The organism is Neisseria sp. P0018.S001, from assembly GCF_051957355.1.
GTDB classification, from domain to species: Bacteria; Pseudomonadota; Gammaproteobacteria; order Burkholderiales; family Neisseriaceae; genus Neisseria; species Neisseria subflava_A.
On record NZ_JBQCWN010000003.1, the window covers coordinates 143161 to 167864 of the forward strand.

General features: G+C 51.0%; 24 protein-coding genes. 15 read left to right on the plus strand and 9 right to left on the minus strand.

Going from position 1 to position 24704, the window contains the following annotated elements:
- Nucleotides 1-98: 98 nt before the first annotated feature.
- Nucleotides 99-434, minus strand: a complete 336-nt coding sequence (locus tag ACTHTJ_RS03510) for a hypothetical protein (protein WP_070584664.1) — start codon at nucleotides 432-434, stop codon at nucleotides 99-101.
- Between the two features lie 288 nt (nucleotides 435-722).
- On the opposite strand from ACTHTJ_RS03510, the gene ACTHTJ_RS03515 reads away from it, so the two are divergent.
- From ACTHTJ_RS03515 to ACTHTJ_RS03530, 4 genes are all read left to right on the plus strand, one after another.
- Nucleotides 723-1217, plus strand: coding sequence for a restriction endonuclease (locus ACTHTJ_RS03515; RefSeq protein ID WP_070584662.1), 495 nt, complete (start codon nucleotides 723-725; stop codon nucleotides 1215-1217).
- Nucleotides 1218-1238: 21 nt separating this feature from the next.
- Nucleotides 1239-2102 (plus strand): mechanosensitive ion channel domain-containing protein, encoded by an 864-nt coding sequence (locus ACTHTJ_RS03520; protein WP_440360757.1) that lies wholly within the window; start codon nucleotides 1239-1241, stop codon nucleotides 2100-2102.
- Nucleotides 2103-2169: 67 nt separating this feature from the next.
- On the plus strand, nucleotides 2170-3036 hold the full coding sequence (locus ACTHTJ_RS03525) for a hypothetical protein (protein ID WP_070584659.1): 867 nt from the start codon (nucleotides 2170-2172) through the stop codon (nucleotides 3034-3036).
- Nucleotides 3037-3157: 121 nt separating this feature from the next.
- On the plus strand, nucleotides 3158-5194 hold the full coding sequence (locus ACTHTJ_RS03530; protein ID WP_440360756.1) for a M3 family metallopeptidase: 2037 nt from the start codon (nucleotides 3158-3160) through the stop codon (nucleotides 5192-5194).
- Between the two features lie 357 nt (nucleotides 5195-5551).
- Here ACTHTJ_RS03530 and ACTHTJ_RS03535 read toward each other — a convergent pair whose 3' ends face one another.
- Nucleotides 5552-5815, minus strand: coding sequence for a hypothetical protein (locus ACTHTJ_RS03535; RefSeq protein WP_070713750.1), 264 nt, complete (start codon nucleotides 5813-5815; stop codon nucleotides 5552-5554).
- A gap of 234 nt (nucleotides 5816-6049) precedes the next feature.
- Between ACTHTJ_RS03535 and ACTHTJ_RS03540 the strand changes: the two genes are divergently transcribed.
- Complete coding sequence (locus ACTHTJ_RS03540; protein WP_003681587.1) at nucleotides 6050-6469, plus strand: CopD family protein; 420 nt, start codon at nucleotides 6050-6052, stop codon at nucleotides 6467-6469.
- A gap of 38 nt (nucleotides 6470-6507) precedes the next feature.
- A complete protein-coding gene (locus ACTHTJ_RS03545; protein ID WP_440360755.1) occupies nucleotides 6508-6978 on the plus strand; it encodes a CYTH domain-containing protein in 471 nt (156 codons plus the stop codon).
- Between the two features lie 151 nt (nucleotides 6979-7129).
- Here ACTHTJ_RS03545 and ubiG read toward each other — a convergent pair whose 3' ends face one another.
- The 4 genes from ubiG to ACTHTJ_RS03565 all read right to left on the minus strand — a co-directional run bounded on the left by ubiG (nucleotide 7130) and on the right by ACTHTJ_RS03565 (nucleotide 10169).
- Entirely contained in the window at nucleotides 7130-7843 is a 714-nt protein-coding gene (gene ubiG / locus ACTHTJ_RS03550; protein ID WP_070584652.1) for a bifunctional 2-polyprenyl-6-hydroxyphenol methylase/3-demethylubiquinol 3-O-methyltransferase UbiG, read from the minus strand.
- A 162-nt stretch (nucleotides 7844-8005) separates the two neighbouring features.
- Entirely contained in the window at nucleotides 8006-8539 is a 534-nt protein-coding gene (locus tag ACTHTJ_RS03555; RefSeq protein WP_070584651.1) for a c-type cytochrome, read from the minus strand.
- Nucleotides 8540-9009: 470 nt separating this feature from the next.
- Complete coding sequence (locus ACTHTJ_RS03560) at nucleotides 9010-9282, minus strand: GIY-YIG nuclease family protein (protein WP_070584649.1); 273 nt, start codon at nucleotides 9280-9282, stop codon at nucleotides 9010-9012.
- Entirely contained in the window at nucleotides 9279-10169 is an 891-nt protein-coding gene (locus ACTHTJ_RS03565) for a LysR family transcriptional regulator (RefSeq protein ID WP_070584648.1), read from the minus strand. Before ACTHTJ_RS03565 ends, ACTHTJ_RS03560 begins: the two co-directional genes overlap by 4 nt.
- Nucleotides 10170-10288: 119 nt before the next feature.
- Between ACTHTJ_RS03565 and ACTHTJ_RS03570 the strand changes: the two genes are divergently transcribed.
- From ACTHTJ_RS03570 to ACTHTJ_RS03590, 5 genes are all read left to right on the plus strand, one after another.
- On the plus strand, nucleotides 10289-10945 hold the full coding sequence (locus ACTHTJ_RS03570; protein WP_070584644.1) for an NAD(P)-dependent oxidoreductase: 657 nt from the start codon (nucleotides 10289-10291) through the stop codon (nucleotides 10943-10945).
- A 432-nt stretch (nucleotides 10946-11377) separates the two neighbouring features.
- Nucleotides 11378-11917: a DUF924 family protein gene (locus tag ACTHTJ_RS03575; RefSeq protein ID WP_070584642.1), complete on the plus strand. Its 540-nt coding sequence runs from the start codon at nucleotides 11378-11380 to the stop codon at nucleotides 11915-11917.
- 112 nt (nucleotides 11918-12029) lie between these two features.
- Entirely contained in the window at nucleotides 12030-13394 is a 1365-nt protein-coding gene (gene mnmE, locus ACTHTJ_RS03580) for a tRNA uridine-5-carboxymethylaminomethyl(34) synthesis GTPase MnmE (protein ID WP_070584640.1), read from the plus strand.
- Nucleotides 13395-14420: 1026 nt separating this feature from the next.
- Complete coding sequence (rmuC, locus tag ACTHTJ_RS03585; RefSeq protein WP_070584637.1) at nucleotides 14421-16223, plus strand: DNA recombination protein RmuC; 1803 nt, start codon at nucleotides 14421-14423, stop codon at nucleotides 16221-16223.
- A gap of 38 nt (nucleotides 16224-16261) precedes the next feature.
- Nucleotides 16262-17056 (plus strand): glycosyltransferase family 8 protein, encoded by a 795-nt coding sequence (locus ACTHTJ_RS03590; RefSeq protein ID WP_070584635.1) that lies wholly within the window; start codon nucleotides 16262-16264, stop codon nucleotides 17054-17056.
- A 191-nt stretch (nucleotides 17057-17247) separates the two neighbouring features.
- On the opposite strand, the gene dapD is transcribed toward ACTHTJ_RS03590, so the two are convergent.
- From dapD to fur, 3 genes are all read right to left on the minus strand, one after another.
- Nucleotides 17248-18069: a 2,3,4,5-tetrahydropyridine-2,6-dicarboxylate N-succinyltransferase gene (gene dapD, locus ACTHTJ_RS03595; protein WP_004520923.1), complete on the minus strand. Its 822-nt coding sequence runs from the start codon at nucleotides 18067-18069 to the stop codon at nucleotides 17248-17250.
- A 273-nt stretch (nucleotides 18070-18342) separates the two neighbouring features.
- The gene (gene aat / locus ACTHTJ_RS03600; RefSeq protein WP_070584838.1) at nucleotides 18343-19068 is read right to left on the minus strand and encodes a leucyl/phenylalanyl-tRNA--protein transferase; all 726 of its coding nucleotides are present in this window, start codon (nucleotides 19066-19068) and stop codon (nucleotides 18343-18345) included.
- Between the two features lie 77 nt (nucleotides 19069-19145).
- Nucleotides 19146-19643, minus strand: coding sequence for a ferric iron uptake transcriptional regulator (gene fur, locus ACTHTJ_RS03605; protein ID WP_003682812.1), 498 nt, complete (start codon nucleotides 19641-19643; stop codon nucleotides 19146-19148).
- 151 nt (nucleotides 19644-19794) lie between these two features.
- On the opposite strand from fur, the gene ACTHTJ_RS03610 reads away from it, so the two are divergent.
- From ACTHTJ_RS03610 to gyrB, 4 genes are all read left to right on the plus strand, one after another.
- Nucleotides 19795-20190 carry an outer membrane protein assembly factor BamE gene (locus tag ACTHTJ_RS03610; RefSeq protein WP_003682810.1) on the plus strand — a complete coding sequence of 132 codons (396 nt, stop codon included), beginning with the start codon at nucleotides 19795-19797 and terminating at the stop codon, nucleotides 20188-20190.
- A 9-nt stretch (nucleotides 20191-20199) separates the two neighbouring features.
- On the plus strand, nucleotides 20200-21009 hold the full coding sequence (gene dapB, locus ACTHTJ_RS03615) for a 4-hydroxy-tetrahydrodipicolinate reductase (RefSeq protein ID WP_049322641.1): 810 nt from the start codon (nucleotides 20200-20202) through the stop codon (nucleotides 21007-21009).
- A gap of 90 nt (nucleotides 21010-21099) precedes the next feature.
- Nucleotides 21100-21987, plus strand: coding sequence for a 50S ribosomal protein L11 methyltransferase (gene prmA, locus ACTHTJ_RS03620; protein ID WP_070584631.1), 888 nt, complete (start codon nucleotides 21100-21102; stop codon nucleotides 21985-21987).
- Between the two features lie 194 nt (nucleotides 21988-22181).
- Nucleotides 22182-24572, plus strand: a complete 2391-nt coding sequence (gene gyrB, locus ACTHTJ_RS03625; protein ID WP_070584628.1) for a DNA topoisomerase (ATP-hydrolyzing) subunit B — start codon at nucleotides 22182-22184, stop codon at nucleotides 24570-24572.
- The last annotated feature ends 132 nt before the right edge of the window (nucleotides 24573-24704 follow it).

Below are 24704 nucleotides of genomic sequence, written 5' to 3' on the forward strand. Positions count from 1 at the left end.
AGCAGTTTGAAATACGGGGGTAACCAAGTAAAAGGGGGTGAAAATACACCCCCTTTTCCTACAGATGCCCCATATCAAAGGCCGTCTGAAAAACAGTTTTATTTAACGATTTCAACCGGGCCGTGGTCGTCGCAGTGATCGCCGTGTTGGTGGTGCAGACGGCCGTTGACGATGTAGTCAACGTGATCGCCGTGCGGTACGGCTTCGTGGCCGCAACCTTCGCCGTGAACGTGGCCGTGGCAGGTGCCAACCGGATGGCAGCCGTCAGGGTTGGTTTCATTGACGCTCAGGGCATGCTCGTCGTAGTGGCCGTTGTGTTCATGGTGCAGGTGGCCGTCGTGCAGATAATCGACGTGGCCTTCGTGTTGGATGGCAGTGTGGCCGCAGTTTGCGCCGTGAACGTGGTCATGATGTTCGTGGGTTTTACAGGTCATTTTTCTCTCCTAATGTTCAGTGAATAGCAATCTTTCGCGATTGATTTTTTTATCTTATCTTTTTTTGATGCAAGCGTAAAAAAATTTACAGTTATTAATATATTGTTACGATATATCATCTATTGATATATCAGACTATTTTGTTTTTCAGACGGCTTTTTATTCATCACTCATTCATTTTCAGCGGGTAATTTAACCCTTTCCGCCTATGTTGAATATCGAATTTCTCAGCCGTAACGGGTAATATTGAAACCAAGGGATGAATCCTTCAAACAAACAGGTACTGCAATGGGAAAACAAGCCAGACTTTATATGGTTCGCAGCACGCAAGGTGCACTTTATGATGTATTTTTTGAACGCGGTGTGGCGGCATTGGCCTGGCCTATGCTGGCCGAAGCGGCGGCCAAGGGTTTTGGCCGTGAGGAACTGACGGATATTTACCGTTCGGCCGTGCCGGATGTGAAGTTGAGAACGGCGCAATCGGGTGCGGCTCAGATGTGGCGGTTTGTCAACGAATTAGCTGATGGAGATGCCGTATTGACCTACTCGCCTACCCTGCGCCGTTATCGGGTCGGCAGGATTACGGGCGCAGCGGTGCATTGTCCGCAATGGGACGATGAAAAAATGTCGCTGGTGCGGCCGGTTGAGTGGCTGGGCGAAGTAGGCCGCGATGATTTGAGCGTGGCAGCACAACGGGCTTTGGGCAGCGTGGCAACTTTGTTTGCGGTATCGGAAGCGTGTGCGGCAGAAATTTTTGAACGCGTGGGTTTTCAGACTGCCTAAGAAGGGAAAGGAAACAGGATTATGTGGAACACCATACAGGAATGGCTGAATGCTTTGCCTGTCAGTGAAGAGATCATCAAATCGGCATTGATGTCGGTATTGATGATTGTGGCCGTCATTGCCGGGCGCAGCATTTTGCTCTCGGCGCATTTTCGCAGCCATCCGGATTTGAGCATTGAAAACAAACGCCGCTCGCTGGTGGTCAGCCGCAACATCACCATGCTGCTGATCCTACTCGGGCTGGCGATGATTTGGGCGGCTCAGATTCAAACTTTGGCGTTGTCCATGTTTGCGGTAGCCGCGGCGATTGTGGTGGCGACCAAAGAATTGATTATGTGTTTGTCCGGCAGCATCCTGCGCTCGGTAACCAAACAATACTCCATCGGCGACTACATCGAAATCAACGGCCTGCGCGGACGGGTGGTCGATATCAATATGCTGAACACGCTGATGATGCAAATCGGCCCCAATCCGTTGATTGGCCAGCTTTCCGGCAAAACACTCTCGTTTCCCAACAGCCTGCTTCTAAGCCACACCGTGCGCCGCGACAATATTTTGGGCGATTATGTGATTCATACGGTAGAAATTCCCGTACCGATTCATTTGGATTCGGACGAAATCATCGGCCGTCTGAAAGATGTTCTTGAGCCATTGTGCGAGCCTTATGTCCCTGCCATCAAGCAGCATTTGGAAAACGTGCAAACCCAAAAATTGTTTATCACGCCCGCCGCCCAGCCGCGTGTATCCCGCGTGCCACATGATGACAAGGTGTACAACATCATCGTGCGCTTTGCCTCGCCCGTGGCCAAACGCTTGGAAATCCAACAGGCGGTTTTGGACGAATTCTTGCGCACGCAATGCCAATTAATCAATAAATTAAAATAGCCCAGTTTATATATACTATCAAATCCCTTACAATATCGAGGTTCACAATAAACAATAAGGAAAAGTCATGTTGCCCGAATCAGCCCTTGCCGAAATGTATCCCGTCATTATGACCCCCAGCCATGACGGCAAATATTTCCACAACTACACCCTCTCACTTCTGAACATCGTCCACACCAATGCCGCACACGGCCTACCGCTTCAAGTGATGATGCAGCGCGGCGAAAGCCTGATTACGCGCGCGCGCAACAACTGCGTGGCCACATTCTTAGAAAACAAAGAATGGACGCATTTATTTTGGATTGACTCCGACATCGGCTTCTCTCCCGATTCATTTTACCGTCTGCTTTTGGCCGATAAAGACGTTGTGGCAGGCATTTACCCGCTCAAACGCGACAACTGGCCTGAAGAAGGCGTTCCAGCCGGCACGACTCAAGCCGACTTCGAGCGCATGTACACTTCTTATACCGTCAACACCAGCGAAAAAAATGAAAACGGTGAAATCGTACTGAAAGTCGATGAAGACGGTTTTATGAAAGTCCATGACGCGCCAACCGGCTTTATGGTTATCAAGCGCAGCGTATTTGAAAAAATGATGGCAGCCTACCCCGAGTTGAACTACATCTCCGACAGTGACTACAACCGAGAAGACAAAGGCCTACACTACCGCTTCTTCGACTGCATGGTTGATCCGAAAAGCAAACGCTACCTGTCCGAAGATTACACCTTCTGCCACCTCTGGCGTCAAATCGGCGGCGAAGTGTACGTCGATGTACAATCCAACCTGACCCACCAAGGTGCAAAAGTGTATTGCGGCTCGTTTGCCGAATCCCTGCAAACCAATGTTGCCAATGCAGTATTTGCCCCGAAAGGCACACCAATGCGCCTCGAACTGGCTGCGCCATTGCACGCCAATCCGCGCGGCGCAGAATAAAATTGGTCGACAGGCAGACAAGACACTTTAATTCTATCTGTCTGCCACCATATAACGCCTATCGTTTTCTTTTCAGACGGCCACAAGGCCGTCTGAATCCATCTTATTCAGGAGAAACCATATGAGCGACAACGTCCTGCTCCACTTGGGCGAAGAACCCCGTTTCGACCAAATCAAAACCGAAGACATCAAACCCGCCCTGCAAACTGCCATTGCCGAAGCGCGCGAACAAATCGCCGCCATCAAAGCACAAAAGCACACCGACTGGGCCAACACCGTCGAAAAACTAACTGACATTACCGAACGTGTCGGCCGCATTTGGAGCGTGGTTTCCCATCTCAACTCCGTGGTCGATACGCCCGAGCTACGTGCCGTATACAACGAATTGATGCCTGAAATCACCATTTTCTTCACCGAAATCGGTCAAGACATTGAGTTATACAACCGCTTCAAAATCATCAAAAATTCTGCCGAATTCAACACCCTCTCCCCTGCGCAGCAAACCAAGCTCAACCACGACTTGCGTGACTTCGTCCTCAGCGGTGCCGAATTACCGCCCGAACAGCAGGCAGAACTGGCGCAACTGCAAACTGAAGGCGCGCAACTGGGTGCCAAATTCGCACAAAACGTCCAAGACGCGACCGACGCTTTCGGCATTTACTTTGACGATGCCGCGCCGCTTGCCGGCATCCCCGAAGACTCCATCGCCATGTTTGCCGCCGCCGCACAAAGCGAAGGCAAAACAGGCTACAAAATCGGCCTGCAGATTCCGCACTACCTCGCCGTTATCCAATACGCCGACAACCGCGAACTGCGCGAACAAATCTACCGCGCCTACGTTACCCGTGCCAGCGAATTGTCTGACGAAGGCAAATTCGACAACACGGCCAACGTCGAACAAACCCTCGCAAACGCGCTGAAAACCGCCAAACTGCTCGGCTTCAAAAACTACGCCGAGCTATCTCTGGCAACCAAAATGGCGGATACGCCCGAACAGGTTTTAAACTTCCTGCACGACCTTGCCCGCCGCGCCAAACCGTTTGCCGAAAAAGACTTTGCCGAAATCAAAGCCTTTGCGCGAGAAAACCTGAATATCGAAGATCCGCAATCTTGGGATTTGAGCTACGCCGCCGAAAAACTGCGCCAAGCCAAATACGCCTTCAGCGAGACCGAAGTGAAAAAATACTTCCCTATCAGCAAAGTATTGGCAGGCCTGTTTGCCCAAATCAAAAAACTCTACGGCATCGAGTTGGCTGAAAAAACCGTCCCCGTTTGGCACAAAGACGTGCGCTATTTCGAGCTGAAACAAGATGGCCAAACCATCGGCGGCGTTTACATGGATTTGTACGCACGCGAAGGCAAACGCGGCGGCGCATGGATGGACGGCTACAAAGGCCGCCGCCGTTTCGCCGACGGCACGCTGCAACTGCCGACCGCCTACCTCGTCTGCAACTTCACCCCGCCGGTTGGCGACAAAGAAGCGCGTTTGAGCCACGACGAAATCATCACCCTCTTCCACGAAACCGGCCACGGCCTTCACCACTTGTTGACCCAAGTTGACGAAGTGGGCGTATCCGGCATCAACGGCGTCGAATGGGACGCGGTCGAGCTGCCCAGCCAATTCATGGAAAACTTCGTTTGGGAATACGACGTATTGGCGCAAATGTCTTCGCACGAAGAAACCGGCGCGGTATTGCCGAAAGAGCTGTTCGACAAAATGCACGCGGCCAAAAACTTCCAACGCGGTATGTTCCTCGTCCGTCAAATGGAATTTGCCCTCTTTGACATGGAAATCTACCATCAGGAAGATGAAGGCCGTCTGAAAGAATGGCCGCAAATCTTGGACAAAGTGCGTCAAGAAGTCGCCGTAACCCAACCGCCGGCATACAACCGCTTTGCCTTGAGCTTCAGCCACATCTTCGCCGGCGGCTACTCCGCAGGCTATTACAGCTACGCATGGGCGGAAGTTTTGAGTGCAGACGCTTACGCCGCTTTTGAAGAAAGCGACGACGTTGCCGAAACCGGCCGCCGCTTCTGGAAAGAAATACTGGCCGTCGGCGGTTCGCGCAGCGCAGCAGAATCCTTCAAAGCCTTCCGCGGCCGCGAACCAAGCCTGGATGCCCTGCTCCGCCACAGCGGTTTCGACAACGCAGCTTGATTTGAAAATCCGCCGTTTTAATTGCTGATTCAAAGCTAAAGGCCGTCTGAAATGTTTCAGACGGCCTTTTTATAATCAATTCAATATGTTCAGCAAAACAAATATAAAACCATTCAGTCGATAAAACCACCCAGCGCGAAACGCCGCAATGATTGCCAAGCTCAATATTTCCCCCAATGCAGACAAACCGCCCATAAAAATAGGGCATGTTCCCATGCCCTATCATTTGAATTTCAGACGGCCTTTCGGTTGTCAAAACTTATTAGGAACAATAAGTACACCCTGTCCCTAACAAGACTTCGAGGAAAACAGAAGTCCGCATTTCAAACTCCTATCTCCTCCTGCCCAACGCTAAAATTAGTTTTTGCCCTTTTTATCGCCGGCGTCCAAGCGCATATTGATAAATTCCATCATCAAATCTTTTTTCGTCCAGAAAAAGGTTTTCATTTTTTCCAAAGAATAGATTTTCCGAATCATCGCCGGCAATCCTGCATGAACGATGGCGGCGACTTCGCCATTGGTTGTTTCATTATCCATGGCGGCTTTGAGGCTTAGATTGTGCGTATTCAGGTAGTTGCTAAGCTCTTTCCTGACGCTGTTGCTGATTTCAAATTGTTTCATGTTTTCCGTCCATAATGTTTTTATAATTAAATAGCATAGGATTTTAACAAGTTTTTTGCATTGTGCATATCTCAACTTGCATATTGTTGCGAAATTTACAATTTGGTTTTTGGGTAAAATCATGCCTGCAACACATTGTTGCGACGCACCCTGTCGGATTGTTTTGACTATTTTGTTTCGGCTTGGGCCGCATTGCGGATAAAATAACGGTTTTAGGTGTTGAGGCCGTCTGAAATGTATTTGTGGTTTAAGCTGCTGCATGTGTTTTTTGTAATTTCTTGGTTTGCCGGACTGTTTTATCTGCCGCGGATTTATGTGAATCTGGCGCAATTAGAGCCCGGCAGCGTGGAATATGTACGGCTGACGGATATGTCGCGCAGGCTGTACCGCTTTATGTCGCCTTTGGGCTGGGGAACGCTGATATTCGGCGCGGCCATCGGGTTTGTTAACAATTGGTGGGGCAACGGCTGGCTGGCGGTTAAATTATTGTGCGGCCTGCTGCTCTTGGCCTACCAGCTTTATTGCGGCCTGCTGCTGCGCCGTTTCCAGAACGGCAGCAATGTGTATTCGCACCGCTGGTATCGGGTATTCAACGAACTCCCTGTATTGATGATGGTGGCCGCGCTTTATATGGTGGTTTTCAAGCCGTTTTAATCTTCAGACGGCCTGTTTGGTAAATAAGGAAAGAATTCATGACGGTCGAAATCGAACGCCGCTTTTTGCTGGCGGATGACAGTTGGCGCGAAGCGGCAAGCGAGCCGCTGGTGTTGCAACAGGGCTATTTGAGCGTGGAAAAAGAGCGCACCATCCGCGTGCGGATTATCGGTTCGCAAGCATGGCTGACCCTGAAAGGCTATATTTCCGACATGACGCGCAGCGAGTTTGAATACGAAATTCCGCTGGCTCACGCGCAGGCGATGATGGCGGACATGTGCCCGTTTAAAATGGAAAAATACCGCTATCGGGTTGAATTTGAAGGCTTTGTGTATGAAATCGACGAATATTTCGGCGACAATGCGCCCTTGATTGTGGCGGAAATCGAATTGCCGTCTGAAGATACCGAGTTCCCCAAACCGTCTTGGCTGGGCAAGGAGATCACGGCAGACGGTAGATTCACCAATGCGTATCTGAGCAAACATCCGTATTCATCTTGGACGGAATAACGAGTACAACCCACATACAAAAAAGGCATGTATCGCACATGCCTTTTTTCCTTTCAGACGGCCTGATTTACCTTACCGATATTTGAATTAAGCTGCTTTTGACATAGTGTTTTAAATATCGGACAAGCCCGTGTGTTTTATCCGTGTAACCTTACGCCGGACGGCAGGCAACCATATAGTTAACCTCGGTCGAGTCACACAAAGAATAACGGCCGCTCAACAAATTGTAGGTCATGCCCTTGCTGCCGACGGTATCCAATCCGGCTTGGCGGCACATACGCGCGAGTTCTGCCGGCGTGATAAATTTTTTCCAGTCGTGCGTGCCTTTGGGGACGAATTTCAACAGATATTCTGCGCCGACAATCAGATGCAGATAAGATTTGGGATTGCGGTTGATGGTGGAGAAAAACACCATGCCGTCGGGTTTGACCAGTTTCGCACAGGCTTGAACGATGGCAGACGGATCAGGAACGTGTTCCATCATTTCCATACACGTTACCACGTCAAAGCTGTGCGGCTGCTCGGCAGCGAGGTCTTCGACGCGGATGCAGCGGTAATCGATATTGGCAACGTGTTGAGCGGCCGCATGGGCAGCGGCGGTTTGCAGGGATTTTTCCGCCATATCGATGCCGGTAACGTGTTCTGCGCCGCGTTTGGCCATGCTTTCTGACAAAATACCGCCGCCGCAGCCTACATCCAGCACGCGTTTGCCTGCCAATCCGGCATAGCCGTCGATATAGTCGAGGCGTAAGGGGTTGATGTCATGCAGGGGCTTGAATTCGCCGTTTTTATCCCACCACTTATCGGCGATTTGGCTGAACTTGGCGATTTCGCCGGCATCTACGTTGTCGTGTTGATTGCTCATGGTTTACTCCTGCATAAAATAATTCGCCTGATTTTAGCCGATTGCGCTTCAAAATAAAATGTTTCAGACGGCCTTTGCCTGTTTATCGGCACTATTTCAACTTTCATCCTCCTGCCCATAAAAAACGCACCTTGTGGCAAGGTGCGTTTCAATCGGTACGATTTAGAATTTAGCTCCGGATTCGTTGGCCATGTAGTCAACTGCGGCTTTCACTTCATCATCGCTCAAGCTGCCGTTGCCGCCTTTGGCAGGCATGGCTTGGAAGCCTTCGATTGCGTGTTTGTGCAGAGTGTCTTGGCCTTGTTTAATGCGAGGCGCCCAGTCTTCTTTTTTGCCTACTGCAGGAGCGCCGGGAATCAAGCCGCTGTGACATGCTTTACAGTTCGCTTCAAAAACAGCTTTGCCGTCCACTTTGGCGGATTCAGCAGGCTTGGCCTCAGCGGCAGGCGCTTCGGTTTTCTCTTCAGGTTTGGCAGCTTCTTCAGGTTTAGCGGCTTCCTCTGCTTTGCTGGCAGCGGCTTCGGCTTTATCGGCAGCTTCTTGAGCGGCAGACGCAGCAGCATCGGCAGCAGAAGCAACTTCGTTTTTCACTTCAGATGCAACGGCTTGAGCAGCCTCTTGAGTCTCCTGTTTAGCCTCTTGGGAACAAGCTGTCAAACCAGCCATCATCATTACGGCAATCAGTAATTTGTTCATGTTCTGTCTTTCCTTAGTTTTAGTTTAAATCACTGTTTTATATAAACAGCTTAAAAATTTTAGCATAGAAACTAATACCTTCGACCTACACTATAATAAATATTGGCATAAATCAGATTTTGTCACAAAAACAGGAAAAACATATTGACACCACACCTCTACTCAGATAGAAATTTACGCCCATTTGTCATTTAACGTAATAATTTTCATTTTATTGTTCAAACAGTTATCCTCTTAATTTTGTAAAGTTTCTTTTTAAATTCAACTTTTTACAAACTTTCCAGATAATACCATAAGCATTAAACCGCTTCTTATCCTAAAAAGGCCGTCTGAATCCCAATCAGGTTTCAGACGGCCTTTTTGAATCATGTTAATAAACATTTGCCGCTTGGCTATGCAAAAGATACCAGCAGACTTACCTATTTATGTGGTTATTCATATCCCGACGACAATTTAATCCATTGCCGCCATTAGTCTTTTATCATTATTTCAGCTTCAGCCCACAATCCCCGCTTCTGCTCTGCCGTCAATTTCTTAATCCCGATTTCCCGTTTCAGCGCTTCACTTTTGCTCAGACCGTCTGAAACAATGCGCATCTCAACAGGCTTGTTCAAACGCGTGTATTTCGCGCCTTTTCCTAACAAATGCGCCGCAAACCGCTCTTGCGGACGGTTGCTGATGCCGCAATAAAACGCGCCGTTTTCGCACAAAATCAGATAAACGATCCAATTTTCCGCGTTCATAAATCCCCTTCCTTGGCAAAACTCTCAGTAAAAATGCGCACGGCAGCCTCAGTTTTGGCAGACTGCACACGATAAGGCGTCACCAAATAAAGGCTGAGCGGCGGCAATGTCCATTCGGGCAAAACCGCTTTCAGACGGCCTTGGGCGATTTTCTCCCTCACTTCGCCGCCCACTTGCAAAGACAAACCGAAACCGCTTTCGGTCAGGCTGCACACGGCGGCAAGATGCGTGCAGGCAATGCTGTCGGCAACGTCGAGGAAATAGCTTTCTTCACCATTTTGCAAGGTGGTGCGGACAGGTAAAAAATGCAGCCAGCGGTGCGCATGAAGCTGAGAGGGATGGGTAATGGGCGGATGCCGGTCGAGATAATCGGGCGCGGCACAAATGATGTACGGCCAGGTAACGAGATGGCGCGCAACCAGATTAGCATCGTCCAAAGCACGGTCGCCGCCGCGTATGGCAATGTCGGTCTGATTGTGTTGCAGGTCGTCCAAAGTATCGCTGAAATTAAGGATAGGGCGGATTTTCGGGAACTCGGTTTGCAATCTTGCAAACGCCGTCTGAAAAGCGCGGGATTCAATAACTGTAGAAGTCAGGGAAATCCGCAATTCGCCGACGGGTTCGGTTTTCAGATTGTCGATAACGGTACGCGTATCGGACAAGGTAGCGGCGAGGCGGCGGCAGTATTCGCCCAAGGCACGGCCGGCATCGGTCGGCGCAAGGCTGCGCGTGCTGCGGTTTAACAGCTTGATGCCGTGCAGGGTTTCGAGGCGGTTGATGTGCTGGCTGATCGCCGACGGGGTCATGCCCAGCACGGCAGCAGCGGCGTTCATGCTGCCGTGTTCGAGGACGGCGGCGAAAACGAGCAGGGGTTTGATGTCTTGCATTTTGACTGATTATGTAGTTTAACTTCACAATCATAACAGCAAAACAAGGATTATCAAGCGTTTCAGACGGCCTTACAATGCACTCATCTAATCAATCACATCCCCACAAGGAGTCAAACATGAAAATCGCAGTTATCGGTGCAACTGGTTATGTCGGCAACGCAGTCGTGCAAGAATTGGCAGGCCGCGGTCATGAAGTGACCGCTTTCACCCGCAATACAGACAAAGTGTTCCAAGCGCAAAATGTTACCGCAGTCTCCGCAGATGTCAATGCAGCCGATTTTGCCGACAAACTGGCCGGTTTTGATGCCGTGGTCAGCGCCTTCAACCCGGGCTGGACCAATCCCAACATCGGCGCGGATTTCACACGCGGCGCAAACAGCATCGTCGAAGCGGCAAAAGCAGCACAGGTGCCTTATTTGTTGGTCGTCGGCGGCGCGGGCAGCCTGTATGTGGCACCCGGTTTGCAAGTTATCGATACGCCCGACTTCCCGAAAGAAATTTTCGACGGCGCCAATGCCGCACGCCATTTCTTGGCAGAACTCCTGCCGCGCCGCGACGTGAACTGGTCTTTCGTTTCCCCTCCGGCACGACTGGGCGCAGACGGCGGTTTCAGCGAAGACAAAACCGGCAAATACCACTTGGGCAAAGACGATTTGCTGATGGACGGTGAAATTCCGGCAGGCATCAGCGTGGCCGATTTGGCAGTCGCCATCGCCGACGATGCGGAAAACAAAGCGCATTTGTTTGAACGTTTTACCGTCGCCGCTGTTTAATCATCTTAATTTAAAGGCCGTCTGAAACTAAAAGTTTCAGACGGCCTTTGCATGCGCTCATCTCATCAATCGAATCTCAACAAGAAGTCACACATGAAAATCGCAGTGATTGGTGCAACAGCTTATGTCGGCAACGCAAGTAAAGTTTTCCAAGTGCAAAATATTGTCGTCGTCTCCACATACGAATAAAATCTGTCGGCAATTTATATCAAAATTACAAAAATATTTTGAACAAAGTGAAGGAACTGTACCAGAGTAGTACGGAGCCCATCCTGAAAAGATGTAGATCATAAATTGCATATTGTGAGCAACAATCCGCTCCGCTACCGATCTTTTCTCACGCAAGCGCTGATGGTTAAGATGATCTGAAAGCATCTCTCTAATTTTTCAGACGGCCTCAATTTTCCCTGTACTCTATTTCAAGGAGTTTTCATGACACCTCAAACTGTCTTAGATTTCTGGTTTACCGAAGAAAACCACCCTTTCCAATTTGCCCGCAACGATGGATTCGATGCCCAAATTCGCGCTCAATTTTTCGATATCTGGCAGCAGGCAGCTCGCGGCGAACTTTCACACTGGCGCGATACCCTGCAAGGCAGGCTCGCCGAAATCATTATTCTTGACCAATTCTCGCGCAATCTGTTCCGCGACAGCCCTCAAGCGTTTGCCCAAGATACTGCTGCACTCATTCTTGCCCAAGAAGCCGTTCGCCGACCTGGCTTCGCCGATCTCCTCCCGCATGAACGCCATTTCATGCTGATGCCGTTGATGCACAGCGAAAGCCAAGTTATCCATGAACAAGCCGTACCGCTGTTTGAACGCTATACCAATGAAAACGCATTGGCCTTTGAAATCAAACACAAAGTCATCATCGACCGCTTCGGACGCTATCCGCACCGTAACGCCGTATTGGGGCGTAAAACTACGGAAGAAGAGGCAGAATTTCTGAAGCAGGAAGGTTCATCGTTTTAATTCCATCAAAGTCAAAGGCCGTCTGAAACCGAAATCAAGGTTTTCAGACGGCCTGCATCATCGTGAAATCACTATATAATACCGTCTATTAAATTCCCGATACGAGCCAGCCATGTCCTCATCACAACCTACCATTGCCGCCATCGCTACCGCACCCGGACGCGGCGGCGTCGGCGTTATCCGTCTTTCCGGCAAAAACCTGCTGCCTTTGGCGCAAACCCTCAGCGGCGGTAAAACACCCAAACCGCGCACCGCGCTTTACACCGACTTTCTCGGCAGTGACGGACAGCCGATAGACAACGGCATCCTGCTCTACTTCGCCGCTCCCGCCAGCTTTACCGGTGAAGACGTGATTGAATTGCAGGGACACGGCGGCCCCGTCGTGATGGACATGCTGCTTTCGCGCTGCCTCGAACTGGGCGCGCGCATGGCAGAGCCGGGCGAATTTACCAAACGCGCCTTCCTCAACAACAAACTCGACCTTGCCCAAGCCGAAAGCGTCGCCGACCTCATCGATGCCTCCAGCAAGTCCGCCGCACGCATGGCGTTGCGTTCGCTCAAAGGCGCATTTTCCCAACACATACACGAGCTGGTGGACGACCTTATTACTTTGCGGATGCTGGTCGAAGCCACGCTGGACTTCCCCGAAGAAGACATCGACTTTCTCGAAGCCGCCGACGCGCGCGGCAAGCTCCAAGCCCTGCAAGGTCGTCTGAAAACCGTGCTTGCCAGTGCGGAACAAGGCGCGATTTTGCGCGAAGGCATGAACGTTGTCCTCGTTGGCGCACCCAACGTCGGCAAATCCAGCCTGCTCAACGCCTTGGCTGGCGACGACATCGCCATCGTAACCGACATCGCCGGCACCACCCGCGACACCGTGCGCGAACAAATTACCCTCGACGGCGTGCCCGTCCACATCATCGACACCGCCGGCCTGCGCGAAACCGACGACGTAGTCGAACAAATCGGCATCGAGCGCAGCCGCAAAGCCGTTTCCGAAGCCGATGTCGCCCTGATTCTGATTGACCCGCGTGAAGGCGTGAATGCCAAAACCCAAGCGATTTTGAACAGCCTGCCCGAAGGTTTGAAAAAAATCGAAATCCACAACAAAGCCGACCTGACCGGCGAACCCGTCGCCGTCCGTTCAGACGGCCTCGCGCAAACCGGCGCGGAAAGCGTCATTAGCCTGTCTGCCAAAACCGGCGCCGGTCTCGATTTGCTCAAACACGCCCTATTGCAGGAAGTTGGTTGGCAGGGCGAAAGTGAAAGCCTGTTCCTCGCCCGCAGTCGCCACCTCAACGCCCTGCATGAAGCCGAAGCCGAGCTGGAAAACGCCGCCCTCTGCGACAACAACCAAATCGAGCTTTTCGCCGAACACCTGCGCCTCGCCCAAAACGCGTGCAGCGAAATCACCGGCGAATTTACCGCCGACGATTTGCTGGGCGTGATTTTCTCGCGCTTCTGCATCGGCAAATAAAACGGTTTGCCATCAAATACAAAGGCCGTCTGAATGTTCAGACGGCCTTTTTTATCACCAAAACAAGCTTAATTTCACTTGTGTTTATTTATTGGCAGCTTCTGCCATATTTTTTGCGATTTTGGTTGCGCCAACTGTCAAACCGGACATGCCGATCAAAGAAGCTGCGGCCAATTTGATTAATGTTTTCATTTTAACTCTTTTCTGTGTATTTAAGGGTGTGTTGTGTATTTTTTATTTATCGGCATCAGCCATATTGTGGGCGATATTGGTTGCACCGACGGTCAGGCCGGACATACCGATTAAAGAGGCTGCAGCCAGTTTGATTAAAGTTTTCATTGTTTGTCTCACTTTCTTGTCTGTCGGCCGAAAAACGGCCTAAGTTGCGTTTTCTGAAGTATTGTAATTAATTCGTTTATGATTGAATTATTTTGTACTACCGTTTCGATATTACGGGAGATGCCGATGGTAGAAGCCAATATTCCGGACATACCGATTAAAGAAGCGGCAGCAAGCGTTATTAAATATCCCATTTTAAGTAGTCCTTTTTCATGGATACAAAATGTTATTTAACAACATACACATTTTTTCGCCGACATCTGCGCTGCCGACAGGACGAATCATACCGTGTTAATCGTTAATTAATACAACTTCTCCGTAAAGATAAAATATTAAAAATATACATAATGATGGTTATAGTTAATTTATATTTTGTTTTGAAAATGACACCGATGTCTTTCTCAATGACACCGATGTCTTAATTACATACACACTACAAACGTATCTTTCTGCGCCCATAAAATCCCTCCTTTTTTGTTGCAAAATTGCACTCTAAATTAAATATATTTTTAAATTCAAAATGTTACAAAATTATATTTTTTGCAAACCAAATATTCATTTAGTCAAAACCAATACCTTTGATAGCTTCTTTTAAAGAAAACATACGTTTCTAGCGCATATCCGACCATAAAATGCGCTGCAAATATATGATATAGTGAAACATTCTGCATATTGACTATTTCCAGCATGAACAACACCCTAATCCTGACCGGCGCGGCCGCATTTTTTATCGGCGCGCTGTTTGCTTGGCTGATAACACGCTACCAAGCCCAAAGCCGACACTTTATTGTTTTGCAAGAATTGGCCGAAAGCCGCCGCCTACATGAGTTTGCCGAACAGGTGCAGGCTCAAACTGCGGCGGCCTTGGCGCAAAGCCGCCATACCGTGCAGGAATTGCAAGACGAATTGCAGGAGACGGGCAACCGCTTTGCCGCAGCCGAAAAACAGATTGCCTATCTGCAAGATTGCGAGGCCGAAGCCGAAGCTTTAAAACACGAATGTGCAAAATGGCAGCAAAGCGCGCAAAACCTGCAAATCAACAATGAACGCCTAAACACGCAGCTGGTTCAAGAACAGGCATTGAGTGCGGATAAAAATACGCTTTTACAACAGCAGGAAACGGAAAAAGGCCGTCTGAAACAAGACTACGACACGCTTTTGGAGCAAAACCATGCGCTGCAAGTCCAAAACGAACGCCTCTCCACACAACTGACCCAAGAAAAAGCCAATATCGACGATAAAAACAGCCTTTTACAGCAACAGGAAGCCGAAAAAGGCCGTCTGAAACAAGAATACGCCGCCCTTTTGGAGCAAAACCACGCGCTTCAAGTCCAAAACGAGCGCCTCAACACCCAATCGGAAAAAGACCGTCAGGCTGCCGAAGAAAAACTGACCCTGCTGGCAGATGCGCGTAAAAACCTGAGCGACCAGTTCCAAAACCTCGCCAACACTATTCTGGAAGAGAAAAGCCGCCGCTTTACCGAACAAAACCACGACCATCTCCAGCAACTCCTCAATCCGCTCAACGAACGCATACACGGCTTCAGCGAGCTGGTTCAGCAGACTTATGAAAAAGAAGCCAAAGAACGCCTGACCATCGAAAACGAGCTCAAACGCCTGCAAACCCTCAACACCCAGCTCCACCACGATGCCAAAGCGCTGACCACCGCGCTGACCGGCACGCAAAACAAAACCCAAGGCAACTGGGGCGAGATGATTTTGGAAAGCGTATTGGAAAATTCCGGCCTGCAAAAAGGCCGCGAATACATCGTCCAAGCTTCCAGCGTCCGCCACGAAGCAGACGGCACCCAACGCCGCCTCCAGCCCGACGTCCTCATCAATCTGCCCGACAACAAACAAATCGTCATCGACTCCAAAGTATCGCTGACCGCCTACGTCCGCTATACGCAAAGCACCGGTGCAGAAGCAGAACGCGAGCTTGCCAACCACGTCGCCAGCATCCGCGCCCACATCAAAAGCTTGGCAGCGAAGGATTACACCGACCTTGAGGGCGTCAAAACGTTGGACTTCGTCTTTATGTTCGTCCCTGTCGAACCGGCCTATCTCCTCGCCCTGCAACATGATCCAAACCTCTTCCAAGAGTGTTTCGACAAACGCATCATGCTGACCGGCCCCAGCACCCTGCTCGCCACCCTGCGCACCGTTGCCAACATCTGGCGCAACGAGCAGCAAAATCAAAACGCGCTGGCGATTGCCGAGGCAGGCAGCAAACTCTATGACAAATTTGTCGGCTTTGTCGAAAGCATGGACGGCATCAATAAAGCACTTGTTCAGGCTCAATCCCAGTTTCAGACGGCCTATGGCCGCTTGGTTTCCGGCAGGGGCAACCTCATCAGCAGCACCGAAAAACTGCGCAAATTGGGCATCAAAGCCGGCAAACAGCTACAACGCGATTTATTAGAAAAAGCCATGTCAGAAAACGAAGATCATGCAGCCTTACCAACCGCACAAGACCAAGAAGATAACTGACAAAATTTAAGATATTGCAAATAAAGGGAATTTAACCAATGAGCAACATCACCATCGTCCTTGCCGCCGATACCGGCTATGCCGAGCAGGTTCATACACTGATGAAGTCCGTCTGTACCCACAACAAAAATGTCAATTTCTACATCATGCACAATACCTTCAGGCGGGAATGGATCGACTATACCAACCAAAAGCTCGCAGCCAGCGGCAGCCGTCTGAATGATGTCAAAATCGAAGTCGACTTCAGCCAATATCGCCGCCTGCCCCATATTTCGGATGCCGCATTTTTCCGCCTGATGATGCAGCACCTGCCTGTCGATCGCGCCCTTTATCTCGACAGCGATATGGTGATTACCCAATCCCTACACGATTTGTTCAGCCTCGATATGTGCGGTTATCCCGTTGCAGCGGTACAAGACTCCTTTCTTGCCCGTACCGAATGGAATCACCCAACCGGCCTGCACACTACGCCCTATTTCAATTCCGGTATGTTGTTGGTCGACCTGGCGCAATGGCGGGAACACAATATCGCGGCGCAACTGCTGCAAACTGCTACCACCATTGACAAATCCGTTCCCTACGGCGACCAATGCTTTCTAAACACCGTATTTCAAAAAAACTGGCTGCAACTAGAAGAATCTTGGAATTTCCAAACAGGCGCAGTCCAATATTTCCAAAAACGAAATCTCGGCGAAGTATTCCCCAAACCTGACACCGTCCCGCCCGTTATCCACTACACCACACGCGCCAAACCGTGGTTGTGCGATTACGGCGAAATTCCTTTTATCGAAGTCTATTGGCAATACTATTGCGCCGACTGGCCGAAAGCGTAATTTCAGGCAAGGGACCCCTCTCCCTTCGATTACTCTTAAAGAACCCATCATCAAAAACAAAAGGCCGTCTGAAATCGTTTCAGACGGCCTTTAAGCCATAAAAAAACAGGCAGAACATTCTGCCTGTTTTTTTGTTCAAAACTAACCATAGAGTGAGCATACCACCTTCAATCAGCGTTATCGTTATCCGATTAGATACCGCGCAACAATTCGTTCACGCTGGTTTTCGCACGGGTTTGCGCGTCCACGCGTTTAACGATAACCGCGCAGTAGAGGCTGTGGCTGCCGTCTTTGGAAGGCATGCTGCCGGATACGACAACAGAGCCAGCCGGTACGCGGCCTTGATAGATTTCGCCGGTAGTACGGTCAAAGATTTTAGTAGATTGACCGATGAACACGCCCATAGAAATCACGCTGCCTTCTTCGACAATCACGCCTTCAACAATTTCAGAACGCGCGCCGATGAAGCAGTTGTCTTCAATAATGGTAGGGCTGGCTTGCAGAGGCTCGAGGACTCCGCCGATGCCGACGCCGCCGCTCAAATGCACATTTTTACCGATTTGCGCGCAAGAGCCGACAGTCGCCCAAGTATCGACCATCGCACCTTCGTCAACGTATGCGCCGATATTGACATAAGAAGGCATCAACACGACATTTTTCGCCACAAAGCTGCCGCGGCGGGCAACGGCACCCGGAACTGCGCGGAAACCTGCGCTGCGGAATTCGTCTTCAGACCAATCGGCAAATTTAGTCGGTACTTTGTCGAAGTATTTGTTTACACCGTCGTTGAGGATTTCATTGTCCTGAATGCGGAAAGACAGCAATACGGCTTTTTTCGCCCATTCGTTGACTTTCCATTCGCCCACGCCCAGACGCTCGGCAACGCGCAGTTTGCCGGAGTCGAGTTGATGAATGGTTTCCAAAACCGCTTCACGCACTTCCGGGGTAACGGTATTCGGATTGATTTCGGCACGGTTTTCAAAAGCCGTTTCAATGATGTTTTGCAAAGACATGTTGATTCCTTCAAGAGATCAGGGCCGTCTGAAACCTATTCAGGCCACCCTATTACAAATATTTAACTCGTTATTTTGCCATGTAAAAGCGATTTCGTCAGCTATTAACATGATTAGCGCCGAGCGTTACACGGCCGGATTTCGGCTAAGCCAAGATTTTCAGACGGCCTATTCAAGTGAATTGTTTTCTAACTAATTTTCCAGCTACGATATGCAAGCTGCCCATTCTGCCGACACGCCGTGCCGATAAATCAATCTTTGCCGCCAATTCTTTTACAGAAGATTTTCAGCCACCACGCTGCATTCGATATTCCGCTTTAACGGTTTCGCGTTCCAATCCTTCAAGGCCGTCTGAAAGTCGGCAAAATCCATCAACTGCGAACCGAAACGGCGCATATGTTCGGTATCCTGCTGACAGTCTATCAGCGCAACGCCCAAATCCGCCAGAAACGGTACGGCGCAGGCAAACGCAATCTTTGACGCATCGGGACGCAAAGCAAACATCGATTCACCATAAAACACGCAGCCGATTTGCACGCCGTAAAACCCGCCTGCCAACTGCATTTCTCCTTGTTCGTCCGGCAACCAGCATTCAAACGAATGCGCATGCCCCTGATGGTGCAGCTTCAAATAGGCCGTCTGAAACGCAGGTTCTATCCACGTTCCGTCCTGTTCCGGACGCGGCACATTGGCGCAATGGGCAATCACTTTTTCAAAACAGCGGTTGACCGTTACCCGATACGGCTTGTGGCACAAAGTTTTAGCGAGCGATCGGCCGATATGCAGGCTTCCCGGCACAATCACGGCTCGCGGCGCAACCGCATACCAGAAAAACCAACCGTAGCGGCTAAACCACGGAAAAATCCCCTGCCCATACGCCGACAACAGCCGCCCCGTATCCAAATCGCCGCTGACGCCGACCAAGCCGTCACATTCTGCCAAAGCATAAGACGGGTCGGGGAAACGATAATCCCGTGGCGCAAGAAAAGGAATCTTCATCGCAAAGCCCATAAAGTTTCAGACGGCCTCAGGCTGAAAATGCCCAAGGCCGTCTGAAAAATCAACATACAAACTGATTAACGTTTGGTTTTGGTTTGGCATTCGCCGCATACGCCGTACATATACAGCGCGTGATCGACGATGCGGTAGCCGTTTTCTTCGGCGATTTTGTCTTGCAGCGCTTCGATTTCCGGATTGTGGAATTCGGTTACTTCGCCGCATTTCACGCAGACGATGTGGTCGTGGTGGTCACCTTTGTCCAATTCGTAAACCGCTTTGCCGGTTTCAAAATGGTGGCGTTGCAAAATGCCGGCCTGTTCAAACTGGGTCAGCACACGGTAAATCGTCGCCACGCCGATTTCCACGCCCTCTTCCAACAGGATACGGTACACATCTTCCGCACTCAAATGCTCCTCGGCATGAGTCTCGAACAAGTCCAAAATTTTCAAACGTGGACCAGTAACTTTCAAACCGCTGTCTTTCAATTGCGCAATGTTGCTGAATTTTTCCATAATATTCAATATCCCTGTAAGGTAATAACCGTTATAATACGCACTTTCCGCCCGTTTGCCCACTATTGGGCCGTTAAAGGGCGGCAATCTGCCGCCGGTCTTGCAATTGAAAATCGGCGAAAAGAAAAATTAAGAAGATGATTATCGTTTGCTTTTTAAAAATATTCAAGCGATGATAAACATCTTTCCCGAAATGACACAGAAAGGTAAGCCCGTGAATAAAGCCTTATGCCTTGCCATCGCCGCTATTTTAGGTCTGGCCTCATGCAGTGCCGAGCGCGTATCCAACTTTCCATCCTACAAACTCAAAATCATTCAAGGTAACGAGCTCAATCCCCGCGCCGTGGTTTCCCTGCGCCAAGGTATGACCCGCGACCAAGTCCAACTGCTGCTCGGTACGCCGCTCCTGCGCGACGCCTTCCATGCCGACCGCTGGGATTACACTTTCAACACCAGCCGCAACGGCATCATCAAAGAACAAAGCAACCTGACCCTGTACTTTGAAAACGACGTCCTCGCACGCGCCGAAGGCGATGCCATTCAAAAATCCATCGAAGCGGTTCAAGCCGGACAAAACGTCGTTCCGACCACCGAAACCAAGCCGCAATAAGGAAGCCCCATGAGCGCATTGAAAATCGCCATTGCCGGCGTCAACGGCCGCATGGGTCGCGTTTTGGTTGAAGCGGTCAACAACCATCCCGATACTGTCCTCTCCGGCGCACTCGAACATTCCGGTTCGGAAGTATTGGGTTTGGATGCAGGCTTCGCCTCCGGCCTCAAAACCGGCGTTGCCATTTCAGACGACGTGGATGCCGTACTGGCTCAAAGCGATGTCCTCATCGACTTTACCCGTCCCGAGCCAACCCTGAAACACCTGCAAAAATGCGTGGAAAAAGGCGTCAACATCATCATCGGCACCACCGGTTTCGACGACGCAGGCAAAGCCGCCATCCAAGCCGCAGGCGAGAAAACAGGCGTTGTCTTCGCAGCCAACTTCAGCGTCGGCGTCAATCTGACCTTCCATATCCTCGACACCGTCGCCCGCGTATTAAACGAAGGCTACGACATCGAAATCATCGAAGGCCACCACCGCCACAAAGTCGATGCCCCAAGCGGCACCGCGTTACGCATGGGTGAAGTCATTGCCGACGCACTCGGCCGCGACCTCAAAGAATGCGCCGTTTACGGCCGCGAAGGCCACACCGGCCCACGCGATCCGTCCACCATCGGTTTTGCCACCGTCCGTGCAGGCGACATCGTCGGCGACCACACCGCCCTCTTCGCCACCGACGGCGAGCGCGTGGAAATCACCCACAAGGCCAGCAGCCGCATGACCTTTGCCGCCGGTGCTGTACGCGCCGCAGTTTGGGCAAACGGCAAAAAAGGTCTGTACGATATGCAAGACGTACTGGGTTTGAAAAACCGATAAACCCGCATCATCAGGTTTCATACCTTACAAGGCCGTCTGAAAGCACAACGTCGATTTTCAGACGGCCTTATTAAAAAAGAAAGCCCCACTATGTCCTATCAACAAATCACCATCAACGTCAACGATGCTGTCGCCGAACGCCTTGCCGACGCGCTGATGGAACACGGCGCATTGTCCGCCGCCATTGAAGATGCCTACGCCGGTACAGAAAACGAGCAGGCCATTTTCGGCGAGCCGGGCATGCCGACCGAACAAATCTGGCAACAAAGCAAAGTCATCGCCCTTTTCGGCGAAAGCGACGATGCCGCTTCCATTATCGAAGCCGCCGCGCAGGAATGCAGTTTGAACGATTTGAAATACACCGGCGAAATCCTTGAAGATCAAGACTGGGTGCGCCTGACCCAAGCGCAATTCGACCCAATTCAAATTTCCGACCGCCTGTGGATTACCCCGTCTTGGCACGAAGCGCCCAACGGCGACGCCGTCAACCTGCAACTCGACCCGGGCCTTGCCTTCGGCACCGGCAGCCATCCAACCACCCGCCTCTGCCTCAAATGGCTGGACACGCAGCTCAAAGGCGGCGAAAGCGTATTGGACTACGGCTGCGGCTCAGGCATTTTGGCCATTGCCGCCCTCAAACTCGGCGCAGGCTCCGCCATCGGCGTAGACATTGACGAACAAGCCATCCGCGCCAGTAAAGACAATGCCGCGCAAAACAACGTCGATGCGCAGTTCTACCTGCCGGACGGCTTGCCGCAAGGCCAATTTGATGTCGTTGTCGCCAACATTCTGGCAAATCCGTTGCGTATGCTCGGCGAAATGCTTGCCGCGCGTACCAAACAAGGCGGCCGCATTGTCTTGTCCGGCCTTTTGGACGAACAAGTCGAAGAACTCAGCGGCATTTACAGTCAATGGTTCGACATTGAGCCTGCCGAAATCGAAGAAGGCTGGGCGCGATTGAGCGGTGTCAAACGCTAAACCCGTTTTCCGATACAAAGGCCGTCTGAAATTTAATCTTTCAGACGGCCTTTTTGCACTTAAAACGCTGAATATTCCAGCAAAATCAGGTATAATTGCCTATTATTTTGACCTTTCGGAACACATCCGCCGCGCCCGTTTGACATTTCATTGCGCGCACGGAAAAATTCCTTGAAATTCAGCAAGAAAAGACCATGACTGACCAAAAACACGAAGAATACGGCGCCGACAGCATACAAGTGCTGGAAGGCTTGGAAGCGGTACGCAAACGCCCCGGTATGTATATCGGCGACACGCAGGACGGCAGCGGCCTGCACCACATGGTGTTCGAGGTGCTCGACAACGCCATTGACGAAGCGCTCGCCGGACATTGCGACAAAATCACCGTAACCATCCATGCCGACAATTCCGTCAGCGTGGCCGACAACGGGCGCGGTATGCCGACCGGCATCCACCCGAAAGAAGGACGCTCTGCCGCCGAAGTCATCATGACCGTATTGCACGCGGGCGGCAAGTTCGACAACAACAGCTACAAAATCTCCGGCGGCCTGCACGGCGTGGGCGTGTCCGTCGTCAACGCGCTGTCCGACTGGGTAACGCTGACCATCTACCGCGACGGCAAAGAACACTTCGTCCGCTTCGTACGCGGCGAAACCGAAGAGCCGTTGAAGGTTGTCGGCGATTCCGACAAAAAAGGCACAACCGTACGCTTCCTCGCCAGTAGCGAAACCTTCGGCAATGTCGAATACAGCTTCGACATCCTCGCCAAACGCATCCGCGAACTTTCGTTCCTGAACAACGGCGTGGACATTGAATTGACCGACGAACGCGACGGCAAACACGAAAGCTTCGCCCTCTCCGGCGGCGTGGCCGGCTTCGTGCAATACATGAACCGCAAAAAAACGCCGTTGCACGAAAAAATCTTCTACGCGTTCGGCGAAAAAGACGGCATGAGCGTCGAATGCGCGATGCAATGGAACGACAGCTACCAAGAAAGCGTGCAATGTTTTACCAACAACATTCCGCAACGCGATGGCGGTACGCACTTGACCGCGCTGCGCCAAGTGATGACCCGCACCATCAACAACTATATCGAAGCCAACGAAGTGGCCAAAAAAGCCAAAGTGGAAACCGCCGGCGACGATATGCGTGAAGGCCTGACCTGCGTTTTGTCCGTCAAACTGCCCGACCCGAAATTCTCATCGCAAACTAAAGACAAACTGGTTTCCAGCGAAATCGGCCCCGTTGTCAACGAAGTCATCAACCAAGCCTTGACCGACTTCCTTGAAGAAAACCCGACCGAAGCCAAAATCATCACCAGCAAAATCGTCGATGCCGCGCGCGCGCGCGAAGCCGCCCGCAAAGCACGCGAAATTACCCGCCGCAAAGGTGTGATGGACGGTTTGGGCCTGCCGGGCAAACTTGCCGACTGCCAAGAAAAAGACCCTGCCCTGTCCGAACTCTACCTCGTCGAGGGCGACTCTGCAGGCGGTTCCGCCATGCAAGGCCGCGACCGCAAATTCCAAGCGATTTTGCCGCTCAAAGGTAAAATTTTGAACGTCGAAAAAGCACGTTTTGAAAAAATGCTGGCCAGCCAAGAAGTCGCCACGCTGATCACCGCTCTAGGCGCAGGCATCGGCAAAGAAGAATTCAATGCCGAAAAACTGCGCTACCACCGCATCATCATCATGACCGATGCCGACGTGGACGGCGCGCACATCCGCACCCTGCTCCTGACCTTCTTCTACCGCCAAATGCCCGAGCTGGTCGAACGCGGCTACATCTACATCGCCCAGCCGCCTTTGTACAAAGCCAAATACGGCAAACAAGAGCGCTATCTCAAAGACGAATTGGAAAAAGACCAATGGCTGCTCGGCTTGGCCTTGGAAAAAGCCAAAATCGTTTCAGACGGCCGCACCATCGAAGGCGAAGAGCTTGCCAATACCGCCAAACAATTCCTGTTGGCCAAAACCGTCATCGAGCAAGAAAGCCGCATCATTGACGAACTCGTCCTGCATGCCATGCTGCATGCTTCGCCGGTCGATCTCAGCACAGCAGAAAGCGCAGACCGCGCCGTTGCTGAATTGAGCGGCCTCTTGGACGAAAAAGAAGTCGCACTCGAACGCATCGAAGGCCACGAAGGACACCAGTTCATCAAAATCACACGCAAGCTGCACGGCAATGTGATGGTAAGCTACCTAGAGCCTAAGTTCCTCAACAGCAAAGCCTACCAAACCCTTACCCAAACCGCCGCCGCACTCAAAGGCATGGTCGGCAAAGGGGCGAAGCTCTACAAAGGCGACAACGAATACGACATCGACAGCTTTGAAGCCGCTTTGGACATCTTGATGAGCGTTGCCCAAAAAGGCATGTCCATCCAACGATACAAAGGCTTGGGCGAGATGAACCCGGAACAACTTTGGGAAACCACGATGGATCCTACCGTCCGCCGCCTCCTGAAAGTCCGCATCGAAGACGCCATCGCCGCCGACGAAGTGTTCGTCACCCTGATGGGCGACGAAGTCGAACCGCGCCGCGCCTTCATCGAAAACAACGCCCTGCTGGCACAAAACATCGACGCCTAAGCATGGAAAGATAAAAGGCCGTCTGAAAATCCATTTTCAGACGGCCTTTTTGTTTTTGTACTTTATTTTTTACAACTCAAATCCCAACAACTTCGCGTGTTTTAATAGAGCGTTCCAACTGATTCGGATTCG